Here is a 2,764-nt window from a genome sequence, read left to right as displayed (position 1 = left end):
CCGAACCATCCCAGCCATAGGATGAACACGCCCAGCGCGGCCAGGGGAATGTTGTGGCCCATGATGGGTTTGATTTTACCGTCTTTGGTGTACTTGCCCAGACGGGGGCCCAATACGATGGCGCCGGCCAGGGCTGCCCAGCCGCCGACCGAATGGACCACGGTGGAGCCGGCAAAATCGATGAAATCGAAGCCTTCCAGCCAGCCGCTGCCGTTGAGCAGGCTGCCCCAGGCCCATGAGCCGAAGACCGGATAGATCAGACCGGAAACAACAATGCTGTAAAGGATATAACCGGTGAATTTGGTGCGTTCCGCCATGGCGCCCGACACGATGGTGGCGGCAGTGGCGGCAAACACCACCTGAAACATCCAGAAGGCCAGCACCCACGGATCACCGTCGGGTGTAAAATCGCTGAGAAAAAACCCGTGGTGCCGAACCAACCGGTGGAGGTGGCACCGAACATGAGCCCGAAGCCGATGGCCCAGAAGGCGATGGAGCCGATGGAGAAATCCATAAGGTTTTTCATCATGATGTTGATGGAATTCTTGGCCCGGGTAAAACCGGCCTGCATGAAAAACACCAGGGCGGCAGCCACCAGCGTCCACAGATAGTTGGCGCTCCGGCATGATTTGGCGACAACCGCGTCACGGGCTCAAGGACTGGAAATCAGTGCACCGCATGACTCATGGATTTGGGGACCGTCCAGGGTTTTTGGGTTGCATAGCCTGGATGCAACTGAATATTGCTTAACCAGGCTAAATTTCAACGTTGGATCAGGGTTCAAGGGCGGTAGCAACCGCTGAAAAAACAAGGGTTTTATCTTTAAACTACAAAAATGTATTATCGATATGGTCATGGACGGAAGGCGGGACCCGGCATGATGCGGTCTGAACAGGTGCCTCAGGCCGGCGGTTGACTTTCGATAGCGAGCGCATTTCCTGTTGCTTGCGGCGGGGTTCGCCAGCGAACGGGGAATCGATTTTGATCCTTTTGGTGAACCGTCCCCGCGGCTGGCCGCGGGGACGGTTCACATTATGGCTTGAATTTTCTCCGGGATCTCCATAAGTTATTTATGCCCTACGAAAGCGTACGGCGCGCCAGTTGTTAGCCCCATGAACCTACCGCAGACATAGGAGAAAAGTCCGATGACCGTTGCACGCAAGATCAACGACATCATGGCCAAGTCGTCATGGATTCGCAAAATGTTCGAAGAAGGGGCCAGACTCAAGGCTGAGCACGGTGCAGAAAAGGTGTTTGATTTCAGCCTGGGTAATCCCGTCCTTCCGCCGCCGGAAAAATTCAATGAAATTCTCAGGGACACTGTGGATTCATGCGGGTTGGGTGACCACTGCTACATGCCCCAGGCCGGCTATCCCCAGGTGTGCGTCTCCATTGCCGATTACCTGACCAAGGAGCAGGGCGTTGCCATCAGCTGCGATGAAATCATCATGACCTGCGGAGCTGCCGGTGCACTCAACGTCATCTTCAAAGCCTTGCTGGATCCGGGTGATGAAGTGTTGACACCCTCGCCGTGCTTTGTGGAATATCGGTTTTATGCGGACAATCATGGCGGTGTACTGAAAATGGTGGGTACCCGGCCGGACTTTACCCTCGATCTCGAAGCACTGGGTGACGCCATTACCGAAAAAACCAAAGTGGTGCTGATCAATTCTCCCAACAACCCCACCGGTCAGATATACAGCAAGTCGAGTTTGGATGCGTTGGGGAAACTGCTGGCTGAAAAAAGCCGTGATTATGGTCACATCATCTACCTGGTCTCCGACGAGCCCTATCGAAAGATCGTCTTCGACGATGCACAGGTACCGTCCATTTTTCAAAGTTACCATCAGAGCATTATCGCCACCTCCTATTCCAAGGATATTTCCATTCCCGGTGAACGCATCGGCTTTGCCGCGGTGAATCCCGCCGCCACCCATAAAAAGGAGCTGATGGCCGGCATGGCGCTGACCAACCGGATTCTGGGTTTTGTCAATGCGCCGGCCCTGATGCAGCGGGTGGTTTCCTGTATGCAGGGGATGAGCGTGGACATCGGCGAGTATAAACGCAAGAGAGATCTGTTATGTGACGGGCTCGACGATGCCGGCTATGAATTCACTACGCCGTCGGGGGCATTTTACCTGTTTCCGCGGTCGCCCATCGCCGATGACGTGGCTTTTGCCAAAGATCTGCAGCAGGAACTGATCCTGGTGGTTCCGGGAAGCGGTTTTGCCGGACCGGGGCATTTCCGGATTGCCTTTTGCGTGGACGACCAGACCATCGTCAACGCCTTGCCGGGGTTTAGGAAGGTGATGCAAAAATACAAATAAGTGCCCAACCAGAAACGGCATCTTGCGGCCCATATCTGCGTTCTCGGGTTATTGAAAACCTCAACGTAGCGCTGCTACGCCTTCGGTTTCAATAACCCTGCGGCCCTGATCTGAGCCACAATCTACCATTTCTGGATGGACACTGAGGCATCATGGTATGTTCGGTTAATTCAACGATTAGGTAAAAGGAGGTGTGGTTCATGAAGATTTTGAAGATCGATCATCTGGGAATTGCGGTCAACAGTATTGATGACGGCAAGCATTTCTGGTCCGGCGTGCTCGGACTGGATTTCGAAGGCGCGGAAACCGTTGCCGAGCAAAAGGTCACCACGGCCTTTTTCCCTGTGGGAGAAAGCGAAGTGGAGTTGTTGGAGTCCACCGCGCCGGACGGTCCGGTGGCCAAGTATATCGAAAAGCGGGGCCAGGGTATCCAGCAT

The 2,764-nt window shown here is 54.5% G+C and carries 2 protein-coding genes and 1 pseudogene; 2 read left to right on the top strand and 1 reads right to left on the bottom strand.

The genetic code is table 11. The features are described 5' to 3' along the window. Positions 1–616 (bottom strand): annotated as a pseudogene (locus tag QNK41_RS21065) (ammonium transporter); the annotation flags it as partial. A gap of 529 nt (positions 617–1,145) precedes the next feature. Here QNK41_RS21065 and QNK41_RS21060 point away from each other — a divergent pair. After that, complete coding sequence (locus QNK41_RS21060) at positions 1,146–2,327, top strand: pyridoxal phosphate-dependent aminotransferase (RefSeq protein WP_319261227.1); 1,182 nt, start codon at positions 1,146–1,148, stop codon at positions 2,325–2,327. A gap of 200 nt (positions 2,328–2,527) precedes the next feature. Next, the coding region (locus tag QNK41_RS21055) for a VOC family protein (protein WP_319261224.1) at positions 2,528–2,764 on the top strand (237 nt) is incomplete at its 3' end.

It is taken from the genome of Desulfosarcina sp., from assembly GCF_033791525.1.
Taxonomy (GTDB): Bacteria; Desulfobacterota; Desulfobacteria; order Desulfobacterales; family Desulfosarcinaceae; genus Desulfosarcina.
This window is presented reverse-complemented; position numbering and strand designations above follow the sequence as displayed.

Coding starts and splice junctions, on each gene's coding strand:
- QNK41_RS21060 (WP_319261227.1), top strand. CDS start 1,146: ATGACCGTTGCACGCAAGATCAACGACATCATGGCCAAGTCGTCATGG.